Source organism: Pseudomonas sp. P39-UII1 (assembly GCF_039672635.1).
Taxonomy (GTDB): Bacteria; Pseudomonadota; Gammaproteobacteria; order Pseudomonadales; family Pseudomonadaceae; genus Aquipseudomonas.
The window spans coordinates 1-20,400 of the sequence record NZ_JBDFPP010000013.1 but is presented as its reverse complement, the minus strand read 5'-3'; the positions used below and the strand labels follow the sequence as shown (position 1 = coordinate 20,400).

The window sequence follows — 20,400 nt, the reverse complement described above, 5'->3', positions numbered from 1 at the left end:
TCAAGCCCCCATCAATGCCTGGCCACAAACTCGCAGTACCTGGCCGTTGACCGCACCGGAACCGGGCTGGCTCAGCCAGGCGATGGCTTCGGCGACATCCTGCGGGCGACCGCCCTGACCCAGCGAACTGAGGCGCCGCCCAGCTTCGCGCAGGCCCATTGGCATAGCGGCGGTCATGTGGGTTTCGATAAACCCGGGTGCCACGGCATTGATGCTGCCGCCGCGCTCGGCGAGTTTTGGCGCCCAGGCTTGCGCAAAACCGATCAGCCCGGCCTTGCTCGCGGCATAGTTGGCCTGGCCGCGGTTGCCGGCGATGCCGCTGACCGAGGCCAGTAAAGTGATGCGGGCGTTCTCGCCCAGCGCGCCGCCGTCGTACAGCGCCTGGGTCAGCACCTGCGGGGCCTTGAGGTTGACGGCCATGACCGCGTCCCAGTATTCCGGGGTCATGTTGGCGAGGGTCTTGTCACGGGTGATGCCGGCGTTGTGCACGACGATGTCGATGCCGCCGGGCAAGGCTTCCAGCAACTTTGCCGCGGCATCGCCGGCGCAGATATCCAGGCCCAGCGCTTTACCGCCCAGGCGGGCGGCGAGGGCGTCGAGGTCATGCTGGGCTTGTGGCACGTCAAGCAGCATCACCTCGGCGCCATCCCGCGCCAGGGTTTCGGCAATGGCGGCACCGATACCACGTGCGGCACCGGTTACCAGCGCGCGTCGGCCCGCGAGCGGACGGGTCCAGTCTTCGACCTGGCTGGCGCAGGCCTGCAGGCGCAATACCTGGCCAGAAATGAATGCACTCTTGGGCGAAAGGAAGAAGCGCAAGGCCCCTTCAAGCTGTTCATCCGTGCCCTCGGCGACATACATCAACTGCGCGGTCGCGCCATTACGCAATTCCTTGGCCAATGAGCGGCTGAAGCCTTCCAGCGCACGTTGGGCGACACTGGCCAGCGGGTTGTCAATGCCTTCGGGTGCGCGGCCAAGGATCACGATATGCGCGCTGGGCGCCAGGCTGCGTACCAAGGGCTGGAAGAATTCGCGCAACTGCTTCAGCTCGTCGCTGTCGGACAAATGACTGGCATCGAACACCACTGCCTTGAGTTTGGGCCCCAGGCCAGCGACCCAGGCAGGCGCTTGCAGGCTTTCGCCATTGAAGCTGTAGATTTCATCGGTCAGGCGCGGGGCGATGGCTTCGACCTGGTTTGCCAAAGGGCCTCCGCCGATGACCAGTGCGCCCTCCACCGGGCGCAGGCGGCCGGCCTGCCAGCGCTCCAGCGGCGCCGGGCTTGGCAGCCCGAGGGCATCGACGAGGCGGCGGCCGAGGTTGGAGTTGGCAAAGTCGAGATAGCGGTCGCTCATGTGCGGGTCTCCTTGAAGGCAAGCATTGAAGTGTGGACCAACTTTGTGGCGGGGTCGTTCGAATGCAGTAAAAACACCTAGGCTATTCGGATCGAGTCGTTTAAGGAGGAATCTACGCATGCGTTCACTTCGCCGGGTCGCGATTCTGGGCGGCAACCGAATCCCTTTCGCCCGTTCCAACGGCGCTTACGCCACTGCCAGCAACCAGGCGATGCTCACCGTTACGCTGGAAGGGTTGATCGAGCGTTACCGCTTGCACGGGCTGCGCCTGGGCGAGGTGGTCGCGGGCGCGGTGCTCAAGCACTCGCGCGACATGAGCCTGACCCGCGAATGCGTCCTGGGCTCGCGCCTGTCGCCGCAGACGCCGGCCTACGACATCCAGCAGGCCTGTGGAACAGGGCTGGAGGCGGCGCTGCTGGTGGCCAACAAGATTGCCCTGGGGCAGATCGACAGCGGCATCGCCGGTGGCGTTGACACCACGTCAGATGCGCCAATCGCCGTTAATGAGGGGCTGCGGCGCATCCTGTTGCAGGCCAACCGTGGCAAGGCCTTGGGCGAGCGGCTCAAGCCGTTCCTGCAACTGCGCCCCGGCCACCTGAAGCCCGAGTTACCCCGCAATGGCGAGCCGCGTACCGGGTTGTCGATGGGCGAACATTGCGAGCGCATGGCGCAAACCTGGCAGATCGGCCGTGCCGAACAGGATGAGTTGGCGCTGCTCAGCCACCAGCACCTGGCGGCGGCGTATGCCGAGGGCTGGCAGGACGACCTGCTCACACCGTTTATGGGCCTTACCCGCGACAACAACCTGCGGCCGGACCTGACGCTCGAGCAACTGGGCAAGCTCAAGCCTTCTTTCGAGCGCAGCGGGCTGGGCACATTGACAGCCGGCAACTCCACACCACTGACCGACGGTGCTTCGCTGGTGCTGCTGGGCACCGAACAATGGGCTCAGGCTCAGGGGTTGCCGGTGCTGGCCTACCTGGTCGATGGCGAAACCGCAGCGGTGGACTTCGTCAAAGGCCAGGAAGGGCTGCTGATGGCGCCGGTCTACGCCGTGCCGCGGCTGCTGGCGCGCAATGGCCTGAGCCTGCAGGACTTCGATTACTACGAGATCCACGAGGCCTTCGCGGCGCAGGTACTGTGCACGCTCAAGGCTTGGGAAGACGCCGATTACTGCCGTGAACGGCTGGGGCTGGATGCCCCGCTTGGCGCGATTGACCGCAGCAAGCTGAACGTGAAGGGCAGTTCGCTGGCCGCCGGGCACCCGTTTGCCGCCACCGGTGGGCGAATTTTGGCCAACCTGGCCAAGCTGTTGGCGACGGCAGGGAAGGGCCGCGGGCTGATTTCAATCTGCGCGGCGGGCGGCCAAGGGGTGACGGTAATCGTCGAGCGGTGAGCCTCTGACGAGCTGCAGTGGTAGGCTTGTCTGCTCACAACTACAAGAATTGCCTATGTCGAGTATCGGACAGCCGCGCGCTATTCCTGCCCTGGACCACCTGCCCAGGGCACTCTACGCCCGGGCCGAGAGCTTGGGGGCAGGGTCGTGGACCACGCGCCATAGCCATGACTGGGTGCAGTTTTCCTACGCCATCAGTGGCGTACTGGGTGTGTACACCCGTGACGGCAGTTACTTCGCACCGCCGCAGTGGGGGGTGTGGATCCCGGCCGATGCCGAACATGAAGTGGTGACGTCCGGGCAGGCTGAAATGCGCAGCCTGTATGTCCGCCGCGATGCGTGCCCGTGGGCGCCGGCACAATGCCGGGTGCTGGAGGTAACGCCGCTGGCGCGCGAATTGATCAAGGCGTTCTGCCTGTTCCCGGCGGATTATCCGGAGGGTGACAGTGATCAAGCGCGCCTGGTTGCGGTGCTGCTCGACCAACTGCGGACGCTGCCTGAGGTGGGCTTTTCGCTTCCGTTGCCGCGCCATCCTGGGCTGCTGGCGCTGTGCAATGGCCTGATCGCTGCGCCCGATCAGGTGCAGACCTTGCAACAGTGGGCACGGGAACTGGGGTGCTCGGAGAAGACCCTGATGCGGCTGTTCCAGCGTGAAACCGGGCTGAGTTTCCGTAACTGGCGCCAGCGTATGCGGCTGTTGTCGTCGCTGGCCTTGCTGGAGGCGGGGGAGAGCGTGACCGATGCGGCGTTGGGCTGTGGGTATGATTCGACTTCGGCTTACATTGCCGCTTTCAAGCAGATGTTTGGCTCAACCCCGGGCGAGCTGAAATTGTAGCGTTGGCTGCACTGGCCTCATCGCCGGCAAGCCGGCTCCTACAGGTACAGTGCGAGCTTGAAGGCGTGTGCAGTACCTGTGGGAGCCGGCTTGCCGGCGATGGGGTCAGTATCGGCAACCAATCAGGTACGGAAACGCCGCACCAGCGAATCCAGCTCATTCGACAACCCGGCCAGGCTCTGCGAATCCTGCCGGGCCGCCTGGGCCAGCTCGGCCACCAGCTGCGCATCGCCGTGGATCTGGCTGATATGGCGGTTGATGTCCTCGGCCACCTGGTGCTGCTCCTCCGCCGCCGTGGCGATCTGCGTGTTCATGTCGCGAATGATGTCCACTGATTCGCGGATCTGGCCAAAGCTGTCGCGGGCCAGGCCAATGCGGCTGACCGACTGCTGCGACACTTCGAGGCTGGCGTGCATCTGCTGGGCCACTTCGGCGGTGCGGCTGGCCAGGTTGCCCAGCAGGCCATCGATCTCGGCGGTGGAGTCGGCAGTGCGCTTGGCCAGGGCCCGCACTTCGTCGGCGACCACGGCAAAACCACGCCCCTGTTCGCCCGCGCGGGCGGCCTCGATGGCGGCATTCAGCGCCAGCAGGTTGGTCTGTTCGGCAATCGAGCGGATGGTGCCGAGGATCGACTGAATGGCATTGCTGTCACGCTCAAGTTGCTGGATCGACTGCGCTGACTGTTCGATCTCCTGGCTCAGCCGATCAACGCTGTTCACCGCCGCATCGATCTGCTGCTGCCCTTCACGTGCCTGCTGTTGGCCGCTGTCTGCCGACTGCGCGGCCTGGCTGCAGGAGCGGGCGACTTCGTTGGCGGTGGCGACCATTTCGTGGAAGGCGGTGGATACCATGTCCACGGCTTCACGCTGACGCCCGGCAGCCTCGGCCATATCGCCGGACACCCGGGTGGAGCTGGTGGAGGTTGCGAGGATCTTGCTGGCAGCCGAGCCGATGTGTTGGATCAGGCTGCGGATGGCACCCAGGAACTGGTTGAACCAGCTGGCCAGTTGCGCGGTTTCGTCACGGCCGCGCACTTCGAGGTTGCGGGTCAGGTCGCCTTCGCCCTGGGCGATGCCCTCGAGGCCGCTGGAGACACTGTTGATGGGGCGCACGATGAGCTTGGCGAACGCCGCGCCGACCACGGCAAACAGGGCAGCGAGGATGAGTGCGATGCTGCCGACCAGCCAGGTCAGGCGGGTGGTGGTCTGCATCACTTCGCCTTGCTGGATCAGGCCGATGAAGGTCCAGCCGAGCTTCTCGTCGGGGTAGACGTTGGCCATGTAGCGCACACCGCCGAGGTCGACCTCCACCAGGCCTTTACCGGCCTTGGCCAGCTCCGCATAACCGTCACCAAAGCTGGCCAGCTGTTTGAAGCTGTGGCTGGCATCGCGCGGGTCGACCATCACGTTGCCGTTGTTTTCCATGAGGATCAGATAGCCGCTTTCGCCCAGCTTGATCTGCTGGACGATCTCGGTCAGGCCCTTGAGCGACACGTCGATATTGACCACGCCACCGGGGTTGCCGAGCTGATTGGCGACGGAGCGCACGGTGCTGACCAGCACGGCATCATCGCCTGCCCAGTAGTAAGGCGCTGTGCGCAGGGTCTTGCCGGGGTTGGCCATGGCGGCCTGGTACCACGGGCGAGTGCGCGGGTCGTAGTTGCTCATGCTCGGGTCGCCGGGCCAGAACGCGTAACCACCGTCCTTCAGGCCGTAGGACACATAGGCATAGTCGGGGTGGCTGGTGGCCAGGCGGGTGAACAGTTCGAACAGCGCCTTGTCTTGCTCGCCGGGGGCAATCTGCGCGGCGTCGGCGCTGATGTGCTTCTTGATGGTCTCGCCGGCACCTGTAACCTGCGGCAGGCTGGCCAGGTAATCGACGTTTTGCGTGATGCCCTGGAAGAACAGGTTCATCGCATTGCTGACCTGGCGGATTTCCCGGCTGCTGCTGTCGAGGAATCCTTCGCGGGCTTCACCGCGCAAGTTGATGACCACCAGCGTGGCCACAAGGACGATGGGCAACGCGGCGATCACCGCGAAGGCCCAGGTCAGTTTCTGTTTGATGTTCATCGACGCTCCCGGAATTTATTTTTTTCGACACGCGAGGCAGGTATTTCTGCATCGGCAGCGTCCGGGATTTTTTGAGCGAAAATGCCCGTATTTATTGGGCAAAGTCGGGTTTGGCGACTATTCGGTCGGCTTAAGGCTAATATGGCATACCAAAAAGCTGATTACGCGCTCAACGCGTCAATGGCAGCACTCGCCTCCGTTTGCCAGGTCTTTGAGAATCGGGCAGTCGGGCCGATCATTGCCTTTGCAGTGGGCAACCAGTTCACCCAGCGTATCGCGCAGGCTGACCAGCTCCTCGATACGCCGATTCAGCTCATCGATGTGCTGCAAGGCGAGCGCCTTGACGTCGGCACTGGCGCGTTGCCGGTCCTGCCACAGGGTGAGTAGCTTGCCGACCTCTTCCAGCGAAAACCCCAGGTCGCGGGAGCGTTTGATGAACGCCAGGCTGTGCAGGTCTTGCGTCTGGTACAGGCGGTAGCCGCTGTCGCTGCGGGTGGCCGGCTTGAGCAGGCCGATGGACTCGTAATAGCGGATCATCTTGGTGCTGAGCCCGCTGCGGCGGGCGGCCTGGCCGATGTTCATTGCTCCTCCTGCTGGGTGCTGGACGGTTTCCAGGTTTTCAACCACAGGGCATTGCTCACCACGCTGACACTGGACAGCGCCATGGCGGCGCCAGCCAGCACCGGGTTGAGGTAACCCAGCGCGGCCAAAGGGATGCCGATCAGGTTATAGATGAACGCCCAGAACAGGTTCTGGCGGATTTTCGCATAGGTTTTGCGGCAGATTTCCAGGGCGGCCGGCACCAGGCGCGGATCGCCACGCATCAGGGTGATGCCGGCGGCCTGCATGGCCACATCGGTGCCACCGCCCATGGCGATGCCTATGTCGGCGGCGGCCAAGGCCGGGGCGTCGTTGATACCATCGCCCACCATCGCCACCACGCCGCCCTTTTTCAGTTCGGCCACGGTGGCGGCTTTGTCGGCGGGCAATACTTCGGCGTGCACATCATCGATGCCGAGGCTATCGGCTACCACGTTGGCGCTGCCGCGGTTGTCTCCGGTCAGGAGGTGGCTGCTGATGTGTTGTGCGTGCAGGGCGGCAATCGCCTGATCGGCGCCGGGCTTCAGGCTGTCACCGAAGGCGAACAGGCCGAGCACGCGTGGTTGCGCGCCACGTTCGATCAGCCACGACAGGGTGCGGCCTTCGGCTTCCCAAGCCTGAGCCAGGGTGGCCAGGTCGCCAGGTTGCAGGCCGCTTTCGTCTAGCAGGCGGCGGTTGCCTAGCGCCAGCTCGCGGCCTTCCACACGGCCAGCGATGCCACGGCCGGTAAGGGACTGGCTGTCGGCCACGGTTGGAACGTTCAGGCCCTGCTCGCTGCAGGCATCCAGTACGGCCTTGGCCAAGGGATGTTCGCTGCCCCGTTGCAAAGCGCCGGCCAGGCGATGCAGCTCGCCGCTGTCATCCACTACTGCCTGGCTGTGAATTACGCGCGGGCTGCCGGAGGTGAGCGTGCCGGTCTTGTCGAACACTACACGGTTCACCGCATGGGCACGCTCCAGTACCTGCGCATCCTTGATCAGAATGCCGTGGCGCGCGGCCACCCCGGTGCCGGCCATGATCGCTGCAGGTGTGGCCAGGCCAAGGGCGCAGGGGCAGGCAATGACCAGCACGGCGACGGCATTGATCAGCGCGGTCTCCAGCGCTGCACCCGCCAGCCACCAGCCAATCAGCGTGAGCAATGCGACCACCAGTACGGCCGGGACGAACACTTGGCTGACCCGGTCCACCAGTTTCTGGATCGGTGCCTTGGCTGCCTGAGCGTCTTCGACCAGGCGGATGATCCGCGCCAGCACGGTCTCGGTACCCAGAGCCTGGGTGCGCACCAACAACCGGCCTTCACCGTTGATGGCGCCACCGGTCACATCGTCACCCGGTTGCTTGGGCACCGGCAGGCTTTCGCCGCTGATCAGGGCTTCGTCAGCGTGGCTGCTGCCTTCTTCCACTTTGCCATCGACCGGGAAGCGCTCACCGGGCTTGACCAGCACCAGGTCACCCAGCTGCAACCGAGCAATCGCGACGTCTTCCTCGCGGCCATCGATCAGCCTGACGGCCCGCTCGGGGCGCAGTGCTTCGAGGGCGCGTATGGCACTGGCGGTCTGGCGCTTGGCCCGGCTTTCCAGGTATTTGCCCAGCAGCACCAGGGCGATGACCACTGCCGACGCCTCGAAGTACAGGTGCGGTGCCATGCCGGCAGGGGCCTGGGCCCACTGATACAGGCTCAGGCCATACCCGGCACTGGTGCCCAGTGCCACCAGCAGGTCCATGTTGCCGGTACCGGCGCGCACCGCCTTGTAGGCGGCCACATAGAAGCGTGCGCCAAGGATGAACTGCACCGGCGTGGCCAGAAGGAACTGTACCCAGGCGGGCAACATCCAGTGCAGGCCGAATGGCTGCACCAGCATCGGCAGTACCAGTGGCATGGCCAGCACCAGGGCGGCGCCAACCGCCAGGCGTTCCTTGCGCAGGCGGCGGTGTACTTGCTGTTGTTCGTCTTTCTCGGGCTGCGGCAGGCTGGCGCTGTAGCCGGCCTTTTCCACCGCGCCGATCACCAGGTTGTCATCCAGGGCCTCTAGCACCTCAAGGTGGGCGCGTTCGCTGGCCAGGTTGACACTGACCTGCTCAACCCCCGCCAGCTTGCCGAGGGCGCGCTCGACCCGGCCGACGCAGCTGGCGCAGGTCATGCCGCCGATCTGCAACTCGACGGCCCGGGTCGGCACGCCGTAGCCGGCGCTGCGCACGGCATCGACCAGGGCGGGCAAGCTGTCGGCCGGGGCCTGGACCCGGGCCTGTTCGGTGGCGAGGTTGACGCTGACGTGTTCAGCGCCGCTGACTTTGCGCAAAGCGCGCTCGACGCGGCCAGCACAGCTGGCGCAGGTCATGCCGGAAATCGGCAGGTCGAAAACGGTGGATGCGGACATGGCTCTCCTCCTTGGACAGGCCACCAGCATCAACCTTGCCATGTGGGGAAGGTCAATACTCCAGATTGGCGCGTCTGAGCTCCAGCCCATTGTGGCCCATGGCAATGCGGTATTTGTTGATCTGGCCCGCCTGCAGCGTCAGCCGTGTGCTGCGCTGGTCCTCGATGCCGGGGGCGCAACCCGGCATCTGCCCGGGCAGCAAGCGCAAGCGCACGTCGATTGGGCCGGGCGGCAGGTTGAACGAGGTCGACTGCTCCTGGAACAGGCGCCCGGAAAGCTGATCGTTGAGGTACACGCCGATTTCGCAACTGGTGGCCACTTCCAGACGTTCCCGCGAAATGATCAGCACGCTGTAGTCCGAGTTGCCCTCGGCACTGGCCGGTGGCACAACCGCCAGCGCGGTCATTAGCCCGGCAACGCCCACTGCTGCCCTGAACATGAAGAATCTCCTGCTTGCCAAATCGTCAATGGCGCAGCTTGGCCGAGGTTTGCGCGGATTTCCAGCCCGGCCGTTCAACGCAGAACTTGACCTTGCCCCGGTGGCAAGCTTGAAACTGCGTAAAACCCCTAAGGAGGCAACACCCATGCAAGTGTTCAATGTTCAAGGCATGACCTGCGGCCATTGCGTGAAAGCGGTGACCCGTGCGGTGCAGGAACAGGATGTGAATGCTCAGGTGGAGGTCGACCTGGCTGGCAAGCAAGTGCGTGTACAAAGCGCGCTGTCGGCCGAGCAGCTGCTGGCGGCAATCCGTGATGAAGGTTATGTGGCCGAACAGGCTTGAGCGTGAAGGGGCCGCACGTCAGCCCCTAGTTTGTTGCAAATGTTTTCATGCTGATGGCGCCCACTGCAGGTAGACTTGTGCGCTTGCTTAGCCTGCTATGGATTCCTGATGAACCTGCGAATGGTGCTGATCCTGGGCGCATTGAGTGCGTTCGGGCCGTTGGCGATCGACTTCTACCTGCCTGCCTTCCCGGCGATGGCGCAGGCGTTCGCCACCGATGAAAAACATGTACAAACCACCTTGGCTGCCTACTTCCTGGGCCTGTCGCTCGGGCAGTTGGCCTACGGCCCGGTAGCCGACCGCTTTGGCCGGCGCATACCGCTGCTGTTTGGTGTAGCGCTGTTCACCCTGGCGTCGCTGGCCTGCGCCTACGCGCCCAACCTCGACACGTTGATCGTGGCGCGCTTTGTCCAGGCCTTGGGTGGATGTGCCGGGATGGTGCTGTCGCGGGCGATCGTCAGCGACAAGTGCGACCCGGTGGCCTCGGCCAAGGTGTTCTCGCAGCTGATGCTGGTCATGGGGCTGGCGCCGATCCTCGCGCCGATGCTTGGCGGTGTGCTGGTGAACGTGGCCGGCTGGCAGTCCATCTTCCTCACTTTGAGCTTGTTCAGCGCCGCCTGCCTGGTCGCAGTCGGCCTGGGGCTGCCGGAGAGTTTGCCTGCGCATATGCCACGCCAGCCGCTTTCAGGCGCATTGCGCCAGTACCTGCGGCTGCTGGCTGATCGGGTGTTCGTTGGGCATGCCTTGACCGGGGGAATTGCCATCGCCGGGATGTTTGCCTACATCGCCGGTTCGCCTTTCGTATTTATCAAGCTCTATGGCGTACCGGCCGAGCATTACGGCTGGTTGTTCGGCACCAACGCAGCGGGCTTCATTCTGGTGGCGCAAATCAATGCGCGCCTGCTGGCCAAGCGTGGCCCGGCGTTCCTGCTGGTGCGCGCAGTCTGGTTGTACCTGGCGGCAGGGTTGGTGTTGCTGGGTGTTGCAGCGCTGCGCCCGGCGCACCTGTGGCCACTGCTGGTGCCGCTGTTTGTCTGCATCTCGAGCCTCGGCTGCATCATCCCCAACGCTTCGGCCTGCGCCATGAGTGGCCAGGGCGCACGCGCAGGCAGTGCCTCTGCACTCATGGGTTGCCTGCAGTTCAGCGTCGCGGCCGGGGCCGCAGCGTTGGTCGGCCTGCTGCACGACGGCAGTGCGGTACCCATGACCTTGGTCGTCAGCCTGTGTGGGGCACTGGTGGTCAGTGTCGCGCTGTTGACCCACCGTTTGCAGGCCAGGCGTCTGGCATGAGGGTGTGGGGGGCCTGTAGGCGGGCCTCCAGGGTGAGCACGAAGGCGCGCGCTTCGGCCTCGCTGCGGAAACTCACAACATGCTGGTCGAGCCGGACCTGCCAGGGGCAGTTGGGGTTACGGTTCGACGCACTGACGACAATCTTCATCGCGGCATACCTCCGAATAGGGGGAGAGCGGACCTAGTGTAGCGCTGTGGCCACGTGGCGCCATGGCCGGCGTGAGTGTCCTGACTGGCGGTCGGGGCGCTTGTCCGCAAGTTGTGTCAGCCGTATCCAGGTGCAATGCCTGGATACGTGTAGAAGGTTCGCTTTTGTTTGCGCTATTTAGGGAACGACGCTGTCGGCAGAGTCGCTGGCCACGTGGGGCCATTCTTCCTGATGCGGTATTTCTTCCCTTCCACCTCTCGGTTCCTGCCTGTTTTAGAGGCCAGCGGCCAAACCTTGCGCCGGTTCGATCCCCGGGAGGGTGGCCATACCCATTCCACTTCAACACTGCAAGCCGGTGGGGCAGCTGCCGTAGTGCCCATTCGTGCGGCTTATACTGACCCAGGTGCCAGGCTCCCAGCTGCTGGGATGGCTACCGTCGTTGCCAGTCTTTGCCATTGGAAATCAGATGTGATCTTGCAGGGAGTTGAAAGGACATGAGTGCAGTCAGCAGTATCAGTCAGATTGCCGGCCTGATGGCCGACCCCAAGCGCAGCGCGATGTTGTGGGCGCTCATAGATGGCATGCCGCGACCAACCGATGAGCTGGCGATGATAACGGGGCTGACCTCATCGTCAGCCTGCGCGCATCTGTCGTTGTTGTCTTCTGCAGGTTTGCTCAGGCTCGAAGCGCGGGGCCGCAAGCGCTACTTCCGGCTGGCAACGCCCCAGGTGGGGGCTGCAGTCGAAGCGTTGGCCAGCGTACAGCTTGGAGGCGAAAAAGGGGGGCAGGCGACGCCGCTGCAGATGCCGATGTCGATGCGCCGGGCCCGCCGCTGTGGTGATCATCTAGGCGGCGAACTGGCGGGTGAACTGTATCACCGCCTGGTGGTGGCAGGCTGGCTGGAGGGCGGCGTGCAGCAGATGATGGTCAGTGACGAGGGGCGGACGCAGTTGGCCAGCATCGGCGTTTACATCGATGCGCTGGCACCCCGTCAGCGAAAGGGCTGCGTGATTTGCCACTGCAATGAGTGGAGCGATCAGGGGCCGCATCTAGGCGGAAGCCTGGGGCAGGCGTTGCTCAGGTTGTTCCTGCAGTCGGGCTGGATACGCGAGGCCGACAACACGCGGGCGTTGCAGATATCGGCCTTGGGTATTCAGCAGATCAATCGCATTGCCCGCGTGCCGACGTTGCAGGTGGGGTGACCGCAACGCCGCGCCCGGTCAGACCAGGCGTGCGTCCAGGCTGTTCTGCGCCAGGCGACGAGCCTGGTCTTCGGTCATGCCCAGGTGGGTGTGCAGGGCATGGAAGTTTTCGGTGACGTAGCCGCCAAAGTAGGCCGGGTCGTCCGAGTTGACCGTTACCTTCACGCCGCGCTCGAGCATGTCGAGGATGTTGTGCTGGCTCATGTGATCGAACACGCACAGTTTGGTGTTGGACAATGGGCAGACGGTGAGCGGGATCTGCTCGTCGATGATGCGTTGCATCAGGCGCTCGTCTTCGATGGCGCGCACGCCATGGTCGATGCGCTTGATCTTGAGCAGGTCGAGGGCTTCCCAGATGTACTCGGGTGGACCTTCCTCACCGGCGTGGGCCACCGCCACGAAACCTTCGCTGCGGGCGCGGTCGAAGACGCGCTGGAACTTGCTGGGCGGGTGACCTTTTTCGGAGCTGTCCAGGCCGACGGCAATGAAGGCGTCGCGGAAGGGCAGGGCCTGGTCGAGGGTCTTGTGCGCTTCGTCTTCGCTGAGGTGGCGCAGGAAGCTGAGGATCAGGCCACTGCTGATGCCCAATTGCTCACGGCCATCCTTGAGTGCCTGGTTGATGCCGTTGAGTACCACTTCGAACGGGATGCCACGGTCCGTGTGGGTTTGCGGGTCGAAGAACGGTTCGGTGTGGATGACGTTCTGCGCCTTGCAGCGCTGCAGGTAGGCCCAGGTCAGGTCGTAGAAGTCCTGCTCGGTGCGCAACACGTACGCGCCTTGGTAATAGAGGTCGAGGAATTCCTGCAGGTTGTTGAAGGCATAGGCGCTGCGCAGCGCTTCGACGTCATTCCAGGGCAGGGCGATCTTGTTGCGCTCGGCCAGGGCGAACAGCAGCTCGGGCTCAAGCGAACCTTCGAGGTGCAGGTGCAGTTCGGCCTTGGGCAGGGCGTTCAACCATTCATACATAGTGGGTGTTCTCGAATCAGGTACGGTTGCCGCCATTCTACAGGGCCTGGCCAGGCATTGCGCCCGGGCAGGCCCTGGAATGCGTCAACCACTGATCAGTTGCACGTCACCAGGTCAGGGCCTCGCCCTTGTAGTTGATGAAGCGCAGGCCGCCGTTGCCGCTCTGGGCCTTGATCTGTTCAAGCATGCCACGGGTACTGGTGAGTACATCGATTTCCGCATGCTCGCCGCCCATGTCGGTCTGCACCCAGCCCGGGTGCATGGCCAGCACACAGAGGTCGGGGCGCTGCAGGTCGACCACGAAGCTGTTGATCATGGAGTTCAGGGCGGCCTTACTGGCTTTGTACAGGCAGATCTCGCCGCCATCGGGAATGGTCACGCTGCCCAGGATCGAACTCATGAACGCCAGCACACCGGACCCTTCACGAACCTGGCCAGCCAGGCGGCGGGCTACGCGGATCGGCGCTACGGCGTTGGTCATGAACAGGTCGCCGATGTCCGTGCGTTGTACGGTTTCCAGGTCTTGCGGCAGGGGGCCCATGACCCCGGCATTGACGAACACCAGGTCGAATACTTCACCTTGCAGGCGCTGCTTCAGGCCGTCGAGCTGAGCGGTGTCATTCATTTCCAGCTGTTCGATGCGTACACCTGGCACCTCTTTCAGTGCGCCGGGGCTCTGTGGGTCGCGCACCGTGGCAATGATGTTCCAGCCATCTTCGTTCAGGCGTTGCACCAGGCCCAGGCCAAGCCCGCGGGAGGCGCCGATGATGAGGGCAGTTCTTGAGGTAGCCATTGGAACCTTCCTTTATCGGTTCAGGAGAAAGGAATTCAGCATACTTCAGGCGGGCTGAATGCGCCTGCATTCACGATTGATTAAAAAACGATCAGTTACGATTGGCCGTGCGCAGACGGGCGCTTCGCTTGTTGGCTAACGGGTTATCCACAGCCTGATCCACAGTTAATGTGCGCAAGCTGCGCTGAAGCCCTGGCGGCTGTTGATTGCTGGATTGGGGATAACTTTCGATGGCTCAGTGCGTTACGGCTGTCATCAAACAGTGATCAAAATATGCTCAATGCATTGCAGGCCATGTTATACGTGGCCTGCAGAGGATTGCCCCAAGCTTATCCACAGCCAGGCCCACAGCAGTTGTGTGCAACCTTCAGCAGGCCTGCAGCAGAATGCGGCCGCGGCTGAGGTCAGCGAGCTGCTGTTGCAAAGCGCTGATGAAGGCGTCGCCCACGGCTATCTGCAGGTCAACCCCATTGGCGGTGAACTGCTCATCCAGCACCAGCCCATCGATTTCCGCCAAACGCAGTTTGACCAATGCCAGCTCACTGAAGCTGCAGCTGCAGCGGTATTCGCTGCGTTGCACCAACAGCCTTTTCGGCGCCTGTTGCAAGCATTTGTTGGCGCCACCGCCGTAGGCGCGGGCCAGGCCGCCGGTGCCCAGCTGGATGCCGCCATACCAGCGGATCACCAGTACCACCACCTGGTCGCAGTCCTGGGCTTCGATGGCCGCCAGGATCGGCCGCCCGGCCGTGCCGCCAGGTTCGCCATCATCGTTGCTGCGGTATTGCCCGCCCAGTTTCCAGGCCCAGCAGTTGTGCGTGGCGGCGAGGTCGCTGTGCTGTTCGATGAAGCTCATCGCCTCGGCTGCACTGGATATGGGGCCGGCGAGGGTAATGAAACGGCTCTTGCGGATTTCCTCGCGAAATTCGCAGAGGTCGAGCAGGGTAGAAGGCATATATAGATGTCAGGCACTCGGCGCGATGCCGCACCCCTTGAGGATGATGTGGATAAGGTTGTTGCTCGCGTCTTCCATGTCTTGCTTGGTCAGGCGGCTGCGGCCGGTGACCTGGCAGATCTGGGTGGCGAAGTCGGCGTAGTGCTGGGTGCTGCCCCATAGCAGAAAGATCAGGTGCACCGGGTCGACCGGGTCCATCTTGCCGGCGTCGATCCAGGCCTGGAACACTGCGGCCCGGCCTCGGAACCACTCGCGGTAGTCGGCACTGAAATACTCGGTCAGGCAGGTGCCACCGCTGATCACCTCCATCGCGAAGATCCGTGAGGCCTGGGGGTTGCGCCGGGAGAACTCCATCTTGGTGCGGATGTATTCGCTCAGCGCCGCACCAGGGTCGTCCTCCACGCTCAAGGCGTTGAAAGTGCTGTCCCACAGTTCGATGATGTTGCTCAGCACGGCGATATAGAGCCCGAGCTTGTTGGTGAAGTAGTAATGCAGGTTGGCCTTGGGCAAGCCGGCCTTCAGCGCGATGGTGTTCATGCTGGTGCCCTTGAAGCCATGGCGGGCGAACTCGTCTTCGGCGGCCTGGATGATGGCCTGTTCGTTCTTCTGGCGAATGCGGCCGGCGGGCTTGCCCGAGGCGGAAAGGCGATGCGCAGGGACTTCTAAGGTCATGGACGATTCCGTACAGGTCTGTGGCAACGGATGTCGGACAAGATTACCTGCCTGCGCTCATGTGACAAGCATTAGCGTCACAAGCAGGCATCAGCGTGTCGCGGCCAGGCTTTCGAGGAAGCTTTCCAGCACCAGATTCGGTCGTCGCCCCTTGCGGGTTACCCAGCTCAGGCTCAGGTCATAGAAGCGCTGGGCAGGCTTGAGCGCGCGCAGGCGGCCTTGCTGCACCCAGAAGCTTGCGTAGTGGTCGGGCAGGTAGCCGATGTAACGGCCGGTGAGAATCAGAAACGCCATGCCTTCGCGGTCGGAGGCACTGGCAGTGCAGTTGAGCGCCTGGTAGTGCGCCTGAATATCAGCGGGCAGGCGGAATGTCGGGGCGATCGCTTCCTGGTCGTTGAGGCGCTGATCGTCGATCTGCTGGTCGTCGGCATAGAACAGAGGGTGGCCGACCGCGCAGTAGAGCAACGAGCGTTCACTGTACAACGGTTGGTATTCGAGCCCGGAAAGCGGGCTGGTCTGCGGGACCACCCCAACATGCAGGCTGCCGTCCAGCACGCCCTGCTCGACCTGGCTGGGCGCGATCATGCGGATGTGGATACGCACATCCGGGCCGCGGTCCTTGAGTTCCGCCAGGGCGTGGGTGATGCGCATGTGCGGCAGGGTCACCAGGTTGTCGGTCAGGCCGATGTTCAGCTCGCCACGCAAGTGCTGATGCAGGCCGTTGACTTCGGTGCGGAACGACTCCAGCGCGCCGAGCAGTTGCAGCGCCGAATGGTAGACCTCGCGGCCTTCCTCGGTCAGCGAGAAGCCCGCGCGGCCACGCTGGCACAGGCGCAGGCCCAAGCGTTGTTCAAGGTCGTTCATCTGCTGGCTGATGGCCGAACGGCCGATGCCAAGCACGTTCTCGGCGGCCGAAAAGCCGCCGCATTCAACGACGCTTCGGTAGATTTTCAGCAGGCGGATGTCGAAATCGCTGACTTGAGCGAGAGGGTCGGGGCGTCGGCTCATAAGTTTAGTCTTGCGCTACCTGAAGATTAGAAATGTAGGCTTTTTCAGACTTTATCCGCGTGCCAATTTAGCTGCAACAACATCCATCGTTGCCTATTCGTCTTCCGAGGAACCGCCGATGAACATGCCCGAAACCGCCCCCACCGGTATCGCCAGCCAGCTCAAGCTGGACGCGCACTGGATGCCTTATACCGCCAACCGCAATTTCCATCGCGACCCACGCCTGATCGTGGCGGCCGAAGGTAACTACTTGGTCGACGACAAGGGGCGCAAGATCTTCGATGCCCTGTCGGGGCTGTGGACCTGTGGCGCCGGGCATACCCGCAAGGAAATTGCCGATGCGGTGACGCGTCAGCTGAATACCCTGGACTACTCACCGGCCTTCCAGTTCGGCCATCCGTTGTCGTTCCAGCTAGCGGAAAAGATCACCGCGCTGACCCCGGGCGACCTGAATCACGTCTTCTATACCAACTCCGGTTCCGAGTGTGCCGACACCGCGCTGAAGATGGTCCGTGCCTACTGGCGCCTGAAGGGCCAGGCCACCAAGACCAAGATCATTGGCCGCGCCCGTGGCTACCACGGGGTGAACATCGCCGGTACCAGCCTGGGTGGCGTCAACGGCAACCGCAAGATGTTCGGCCAGCTGCTGGATGTCGACCACCTGCCGCACACCGTGCTGCCGGTGAACGCCTTCTCCAAGGGCCTGCCGGAAGAGGGTGGCATCGCTCTGGCTGATGAGATGCTCAAACTGATCGAACTGCACGATGCTTCGAATATCGCGGCGGTGATCGTCGAGCCGCTGGCAGGTTCGGCGGGTGTGCTGCCGCCGCCGAAGGGATACCTGAAGCGCCTGCGTGAAATCTGCACCCAGCATAATATCCTGCTGATCTTCGACGAAGTGATCACCGGGTTCGGCCGCATGGGCGCCATGACCGGCGCCGAAGCCTTCGGCGTCACCCCGGACCTGATGTGCATCGCCAAGCAGGTCACCAACGGCGCGATCCCGATGGGCGCCGTGATCGCCAGCAGCGAGATCTACCACACCTTCATGAACCAGCCGACCCCGGAATACGCCGTGGAATTCCCACACGGCTATACGTATTCGGCTCACCCGGTTGCCTGCGCCGCCGGTATTGCCGCGCTAGACCTGCTGCAGAAGGAAAACCTGGTGCAGTCGGCTGCCGAGCTGGCACCGCACTTCGAGAAGCTGCTGCACGGCGTCAAGGGCACCAAGAACGTTGTCGACATTCGCAACTACGGCCTGGCCGGCGCGATCCAGATCGCTGCCCGCGATGGCGATGCCATCGTCCGTCCGTATGAAGCTGCAATGAAACTGTGGCAAGCCGGCTTCTATGTCCGCTTTGGTGGTGACACCCTGCAGTTCGGCCCAACCTTCAATACCCAGCCGCAGGAACTCGACCGCCTGTTCGATGCGGTCGGTGAAGCGCTGAACAAGGTCGACTGACCGTTCCGAATTTGACGTAAGGCGCGTGAGCCGATTACGCGCCAGCCTCAACCTCTTTATCTGGAGTTTTGCATGAGCATTGTTCAGCACCTGATTCACGGCGAACTGGTTACCAAAGGTGAGCGCACCGCCGATGTCTTCAACCCGTCCACTGGCCAGGCGGTACGCAAGGTAGAGCTGGCCAGCCGTGCAACCGTGCAGGAAGCGATCGATTCGGCCAAGGCTGCCTTCCCGGCCTGGCGCAACACCCCACCGGCCAAACGCGCCCAGGTGATGTTCCGCTTCAAGCAGTTGCTGGAGCAGAACGAAGCACGCATTTCGCAAATGATCAGCGAAGAGCATGGCAAAACCATCGAAGACGCTGCGGGTGAACTGAAGCGCGGCATCGAGAACGTCGAGTTCGCCTGCGCAGCGCCTGAAGTGCTGAAGGGTGAGTACAGCCGCAACGTCGGCCCGAACATCGACGCCTGGTCCGACTTCCAGCCACTGGGCGTGGTCGCTGGCATCACCCCGTTCAACTTCCCGGCCATGGTCCCGCTGTGGATGTACCCGCTGGCCATTGCCTGCGGTAACGCTTTTATCCTGAAACCGTCCGAGCGCGACCCGAGCTCGACTTTGTACATTGCTCAGCTGCTGCTGGAGGCTGGCCTGCCAAAGGGCATCCTCAACGTGGTGCATGGCGACAAGGAAGCCGTGGACGCGCTGATCGAGGCACCGGAAGTGAAGGCACTGAGTTTCGTAGGTTCGACCCCGATCGCCGAGTACATCTATGCCGAAGGCACCAAGCGCGGCAAGCGTGTCCAGGCCCTGGGCGGCGCCAAGAACCATGCAGTGCTGATGCCCGATGCCGACCTGGACAACGCCGTCAGTGCGCTGATGGGGGCCGCGTACGGTTCGTGCGGCGAGCGTTGCATGGCCATTTCCGTGGCGGTGTGCGTAGGTGACCAGGTAGCCGATGCGCTGATTGCCAAGCTGGAACCGCAGATCAAAGCGCTGAAAATTGGCGCCGGTACCTCTTGTGGCCTGGACATGGGCCCGTTGGTAACTGCCGCTGCCCGTGACAAGGTGGTCGGCTACATCGACGACGGCGTTGCTGCTGGCGCCAAGCTGGTGGTGGATGGCCGTGGTTTCCGTGTGGCAGGCAATGAAGATGGCTATTTCGTGGGTGGCACCCTGTTCGACAAGGTGACCCCTGAGATGCGCATCTATAAAGAAGAGATTTTCGGCCCTGTGCTGTGCGTGGTGCGGGTGAACAGCCTGGAGCAGGCCATGCAGTTGATCAATGATCACGAGTACGGCAACGGCACCTGCATCTTCACCCGCGATGGCGAAGCCGCGCGCCTGTTCTGCGACGAGATCGAAGTGGGCATGGTCGGCGTCAACGTACCGCTGCCGGTGCCGGTGGCGTACCACAGCTTTGGCGGTTGGAAGCGCTCGCTGTTTGGCGACCTGCATGCCTATGGCCCGGACGGGGTGCGCTTCTATACCCGCCGCAAGGCGATCACCCAGCGTTGGCCGCAGCGGGCCAGCCATGAGGCGTCGCAATTTGCGTTCCCTAGCCTTTAAGGCATGAGGAGAAACGGGGAGGCCGAAAGGCCTCCCCGTTTTGTTTTTGTGGTGTGAATGACAGGTGCTCGGCTTGGGGGCTTCGGCGCCATTGAGATCGAGCGCCGCCCGCGCGGCGCATCGCGAAGCGCTTGCCTTGGAATCTTCAGCGCCCTTGAGATCGAGCGCCGCCCGCACGGCGCATCGCGGCTGAAGCCGCTCCTACATTTGTTGCAACGTGCCGTTCCAGGCAGGCCATGGTTGTTCGCCCTTGGCGCATGGCTAAAGACAGGCGGGGCGGCGCTAGCGCCAGCCGCAATATCGCGCCGTGCCAACAAGGCTGACAACTATGGCCTATCAGGCCATGGCACGTTGCAACAAATGTAGGAGCGGGCTTGCCCGCGATGCGCCGCGCGGGCGGCGCTCGATCTCCTAGGCGCTGAACGTGTTTTGCCGAGCACTTGGTGGCCTTGATACGGCCTTCACCTGGACTATTTCAAATAACTGAAATTAACCCTTGACCCATTTCCAGATCCCCTTATAATGCGCCCCACTTCCAGCGACATCGGAACGAGAAACTCCTTGAAATTCAACGGGTTGCTTAATCCAGGTGGTGCTGGTGGTGCTACGATCGAATGATCGCAAGCGGTTGAAATGGTGGTTGACAGCGCTTCTAAACGCTGTATGATTCACCTCCCGCTACGAGAGATCGCAGTGAGTTAAGTGTTTGAAGCTAAACGAGTTTCTCGGTAAGAACTTCAAAATAAACGCTTGACAGGCCCTGAGGAAAGCGTAGAATGCGCGCCTCGGTTGAGACGAAAAAGCTCTTAACCAAACGCTCTTTAACAAATTGAATCAAGCAATTCGTGTGGGTGCTTGTGAGTACGGACTGATAGTCAACAAGATTATCAGCATCACAAGTGACCATGCGAGAAATCACATAGTC

The 20,400-nt window shown here is 62.8% G+C and carries 18 protein-coding genes and 1 pseudogene; 7 read left to right on the top strand and 12 right to left on the bottom strand.

Annotation, left to right across the window (positions count from 1 at the left end; genetic code table 11):
• Window positions 1–1,353 (bottom strand): 3-oxoacyl-ACP reductase, encoded by a 1,353-nt coding sequence (locus ABEH27_RS17180; RefSeq protein WP_346614722.1) that lies wholly within the window; start codon window positions 1,351–1,353, stop codon window positions 1–3.
• A gap of 118 nt (window positions 1,354–1,471) precedes the next feature.
• Here ABEH27_RS17180 and ABEH27_RS17175 point away from each other — a divergent pair, with 118 nt between their 5' ends.
• Together ABEH27_RS17175 and ABEH27_RS17170 are read left to right on the top strand one after the other, a co-directional pair.
• The gene (locus ABEH27_RS17175; protein WP_346614721.1) at window positions 1,472–2,749 is read left to right on the top strand and encodes an acetyl-CoA C-acetyltransferase; all 1,278 of its coding nucleotides are present in this window, start codon (window positions 1,472–1,474) and stop codon (window positions 2,747–2,749) included.
• Window positions 2,750–2,804: 55 nt separating this feature from the next.
• Window positions 2,805–3,584 (top strand): helix-turn-helix transcriptional regulator, encoded by a 780-nt coding sequence (locus tag ABEH27_RS17170; RefSeq protein ID WP_346614720.1) that lies wholly within the window; start codon window positions 2,805–2,807, stop codon window positions 3,582–3,584.
• A 122-nt stretch (window positions 3,585–3,706) separates the two neighbouring features.
• Here the strand turns inward: ABEH27_RS17170 and ABEH27_RS17165 are convergent, their stop codons facing one another.
• The 4 genes from ABEH27_RS17165 to ABEH27_RS17150 all read right to left on the bottom strand — a co-directional run bounded on the left by ABEH27_RS17165 (window position 3,707) and on the right by ABEH27_RS17150 (window position 9,070).
• The gene (locus ABEH27_RS17165; protein ID WP_346614719.1) at window positions 3,707–5,653 is read right to left on the bottom strand and encodes a methyl-accepting chemotaxis protein; all 1,947 of its coding nucleotides are present in this window, start codon (window positions 5,651–5,653) and stop codon (window positions 3,707–3,709) included.
• A gap of 177 nt (window positions 5,654–5,830) precedes the next feature.
• Window positions 5,831–6,235, bottom strand: coding sequence for a Cu(I)-responsive transcriptional regulator (cueR, locus tag ABEH27_RS17160; protein WP_346614718.1), 405 nt, complete (start codon window positions 6,233–6,235; stop codon window positions 5,831–5,833).
• Entirely contained in the window at window positions 6,232–8,631 is a 2,400-nt protein-coding gene (locus ABEH27_RS17155) for a heavy metal translocating P-type ATPase (RefSeq protein ID WP_346614716.1), read from the bottom strand. The genes cueR and ABEH27_RS17155 overlap by 4 nt, the downstream gene beginning before the upstream one ends.
• Window positions 8,632–8,683: 52 nt before the next feature.
• Entirely contained in the window at window positions 8,684–9,070 is a 387-nt protein-coding gene (locus tag ABEH27_RS17150) for a hypothetical protein (RefSeq protein ID WP_346614715.1), read from the bottom strand.
• A 145-nt stretch (window positions 9,071–9,215) separates the two neighbouring features.
• Here ABEH27_RS17150 and ABEH27_RS17145 point away from each other — a divergent pair, with 145 nt between their 5' ends.
• Together ABEH27_RS17145 and ABEH27_RS17140 are read left to right on the top strand one after the other, a co-directional pair.
• Window positions 9,216–9,413 (top strand): cation transporter, encoded by a 198-nt coding sequence (locus ABEH27_RS17145; protein ID WP_346614714.1) that lies wholly within the window; start codon window positions 9,216–9,218, stop codon window positions 9,411–9,413.
• 108 nt (window positions 9,414–9,521) lie between these two features.
• Entirely contained in the window at window positions 9,522–10,703 is a 1,182-nt protein-coding gene (locus ABEH27_RS17140) for a multidrug effflux MFS transporter (protein ID WP_346614713.1), read from the top strand.
• Here ABEH27_RS17140 and ABEH27_RS17135 read toward each other — a convergent pair.
• Window positions 10,654–10,851: a hypothetical protein gene (locus tag ABEH27_RS17135; RefSeq protein WP_346614712.1), complete on the bottom strand. Its 198-nt coding sequence runs from the start codon at window positions 10,849–10,851 to the stop codon at window positions 10,654–10,656. The two genes, ABEH27_RS17140 and ABEH27_RS17135, sit on opposite strands and share 50 nt — an antisense overlap.
• A gap of 494 nt (window positions 10,852–11,345) precedes the next feature.
• Between ABEH27_RS17135 and ABEH27_RS17130 the strand changes: the two genes are divergently transcribed.
• Complete coding sequence (locus ABEH27_RS17130; protein ID WP_346614711.1) at window positions 11,346–12,053, top strand: helix-turn-helix transcriptional regulator; 708 nt, start codon at window positions 11,346–11,348, stop codon at window positions 12,051–12,053.
• A gap of 18 nt (window positions 12,054–12,071) precedes the next feature.
• Here ABEH27_RS17130 and ABEH27_RS17125 read toward each other — a convergent pair whose 3' ends face one another.
• The 5 genes from ABEH27_RS17125 to ABEH27_RS17105 all read right to left on the bottom strand — a co-directional run bounded on the left by ABEH27_RS17125 (window position 12,072) and on the right by ABEH27_RS17105 (window position 16,444).
• Window positions 12,072–13,019 (bottom strand): adenosine deaminase, encoded by a 948-nt coding sequence (locus tag ABEH27_RS17125; RefSeq protein WP_346614710.1) that lies wholly within the window; start codon window positions 13,017–13,019, stop codon window positions 12,072–12,074.
• 106 nt (window positions 13,020–13,125) lie between these two features.
• Window positions 13,126–13,812 carry an SDR family oxidoreductase gene (locus ABEH27_RS17120; RefSeq protein WP_346614709.1) on the bottom strand — a complete coding sequence of 229 codons (687 nt, stop codon included), beginning with the start codon at window positions 13,810–13,812 and terminating at the stop codon, window positions 13,126–13,128.
• A gap of 367 nt (window positions 13,813–14,179) precedes the next feature.
• Window positions 14,180–14,764: a YigZ family protein gene (locus tag ABEH27_RS17115; protein WP_346614708.1), complete on the bottom strand. Its 585-nt coding sequence runs from the start codon at window positions 14,762–14,764 to the stop codon at window positions 14,180–14,182.
• A 9-nt stretch (window positions 14,765–14,773) separates the two neighbouring features.
• Window positions 14,774–15,436 carry a TetR/AcrR family transcriptional regulator gene (locus ABEH27_RS17110; RefSeq protein WP_346614707.1) on the bottom strand — a complete coding sequence of 221 codons (663 nt, stop codon included), beginning with the start codon at window positions 15,434–15,436 and terminating at the stop codon, window positions 14,774–14,776.
• A gap of 90 nt (window positions 15,437–15,526) precedes the next feature.
• Window positions 15,527–16,444: a LysR family transcriptional regulator gene (locus ABEH27_RS17105; RefSeq protein ID WP_346614706.1), complete on the bottom strand. Its 918-nt coding sequence runs from the start codon at window positions 16,442–16,444 to the stop codon at window positions 15,527–15,529.
• Window positions 16,445–16,562: 118 nt separating this feature from the next.
• On the opposite strand from ABEH27_RS17105, the gene ABEH27_RS17100 reads away from it, so the two are divergent.
• Together ABEH27_RS17100 and ABEH27_RS17095 are read left to right on the top strand one after the other, a co-directional pair.
• Window positions 16,563–17,909 (top strand): aspartate aminotransferase family protein, encoded by a 1,347-nt coding sequence (locus tag ABEH27_RS17100; RefSeq protein ID WP_346614705.1) that lies wholly within the window; start codon window positions 16,563–16,565, stop codon window positions 17,907–17,909.
• A 72-nt stretch (window positions 17,910–17,981) separates the two neighbouring features.
• Window positions 17,982–19,475: a CoA-acylating methylmalonate-semialdehyde dehydrogenase gene (locus tag ABEH27_RS17095; RefSeq protein WP_346614704.1), complete on the top strand. Its 1,494-nt coding sequence runs from the start codon at window positions 17,982–17,984 to the stop codon at window positions 19,473–19,475.
• A 712-nt stretch (window positions 19,476–20,187) separates the two neighbouring features.
• Here the strand turns inward: ABEH27_RS17095 and ABEH27_RS17090 are convergent.
• Window positions 20,188–20,400 (bottom strand): annotated as a pseudogene (locus ABEH27_RS17090) (hypothetical protein); the annotation flags it as partial.

Bases quoted from the DNA above. Each gene is read 5' to 3' on its own strand.
- ABEH27_RS17170 (WP_346614720.1), top strand. From the start codon at position 2,805: ATGTCGAGTATCGGACAGCCGCGCGCTATTCCTGCCCTGGACCACCTG.
- ABEH27_RS17180 (WP_346614722.1), bottom strand. From the start codon at position 1,353: ATGAGCGACCGCTATCTCGACTTTGCCAACTCCAACCTCGGCCGCCGC.
- ABEH27_RS17105 (WP_346614706.1), bottom strand. From the start codon at position 16,444: ATGAGCCGACGCCCCGACCCTCTCGCTCAAGTCAGCGATTTCGACATC.
- ABEH27_RS17145 (WP_346614714.1), top strand. From the start codon at position 9,216: ATGCAAGTGTTCAATGTTCAAGGCATGACCTGCGGCCATTGCGTGAAA.
- ABEH27_RS17095 (WP_346614704.1), top strand. From the start codon at position 17,982: ATGAGCATTGTTCAGCACCTGATTCACGGCGAACTGGTTACCAAAGGT.
- ABEH27_RS17140 (WP_346614713.1), top strand. From the start codon at position 9,522: ATGAACCTGCGAATGGTGCTGATCCTGGGCGCATTGAGTGCGTTCGGG.
- ABEH27_RS17100 (WP_346614705.1), top strand. From the start codon at position 16,563: ATGAACATGCCCGAAACCGCCCCCACCGGTATCGCCAGCCAGCTCAAG.
- ABEH27_RS17155 (WP_346614716.1), bottom strand. From the start codon at position 8,631: ATGTCCGCATCCACCGTTTTCGACCTGCCGATTTCCGGCATGACCTGC.
- ABEH27_RS17135 (WP_346614712.1), bottom strand. From the start codon at position 10,851: ATGAAGATTGTCGTCAGTGCGTCGAACCGTAACCCCAACTGCCCCTGG.
- ABEH27_RS17110 (WP_346614707.1), bottom strand. From the start codon at position 15,436: ATGACCTTAGAAGTCCCTGCGCATCGCCTTTCCGCCTCGGGCAAGCCC.
- ABEH27_RS17125 (WP_346614710.1), bottom strand. From the start codon at position 13,019: ATGTATGAATGGTTGAACGCCCTGCCCAAGGCCGAACTGCACCTGCAC.
- ABEH27_RS17165 (WP_346614719.1), bottom strand. From the start codon at position 5,653: ATGAACATCAAACAGAAACTGACCTGGGCCTTCGCGGTGATCGCCGCG.
- ABEH27_RS17130 (WP_346614711.1), top strand. From the start codon at position 11,346: ATGAGTGCAGTCAGCAGTATCAGTCAGATTGCCGGCCTGATGGCCGAC.
- ABEH27_RS17175 (WP_346614721.1), top strand. From the start codon at position 1,472: ATGCGTTCACTTCGCCGGGTCGCGATTCTGGGCGGCAACCGAATCCCT.
- ABEH27_RS17150 (WP_346614715.1), bottom strand. From the start codon at position 9,070: ATGTTCAGGGCAGCAGTGGGCGTTGCCGGGCTAATGACCGCGCTGGCG.
- ABEH27_RS17120 (WP_346614709.1), bottom strand. From the start codon at position 13,812: ATGGCTACCTCAAGAACTGCCCTCATCATCGGCGCCTCCCGCGGGCTT.
- ABEH27_RS17115 (WP_346614708.1), bottom strand. From the start codon at position 14,764: ATGCCTTCTACCCTGCTCGACCTCTGCGAATTTCGCGAGGAAATCCGC.
- cueR (WP_346614718.1), bottom strand. From the start codon at position 6,235: ATGAACATCGGCCAGGCCGCCCGCCGCAGCGGGCTCAGCACCAAGATG.